This is a genomic window from Pseudomonas sp. E45-MNA-CIBAN-0222, assembly GCF_040310405.1.
GTDB lineage: Bacteria > Pseudomonadota > Gammaproteobacteria > Pseudomonadales > Pseudomonadaceae > Stutzerimonas > Stutzerimonas stutzeri_AC.
In genome coordinates, this window is sequence record NZ_JBEOPU010000108.1 from 1 (window position 1) to 271 (window position 271).

Below are 271 nucleotides of genomic sequence, written 5' to 3' on the forward strand. Positions count from 1 at the left end.
GATTAATTCATCGGTGATAAACAACGCATCGCTTGGTAAATAGGAAAATAAGCTACTCTCTGCCTCCCAATCTTTTAAGTTAAAAAATAGCGGCTGATAATACTCTAAACCGCTACTTGCAATCCCTGCCATCACGTCTTTGTGTAGCTCAGACTTGCGGCTACTGGTATTAGGGAACATCGCAGCAAAGTTCGTGCGGAACGTCTCACGCCCTTCATCGAGCGGAAACTCTTTTGCAGGCAAGATTTGAAATTGTTCGATAGGTTTAGAG

At 43.5% G+C, this 271-nt stretch carries 1 protein-coding gene; it reads right to left on the reverse strand.

The window, feature by feature from the left end:
• A partial coding sequence (locus AAEZ08_RS22960; RefSeq protein ID WP_500125184.1) for a hypothetical protein occupies nt 1-271 on the reverse strand: 271 nt, incomplete at both ends.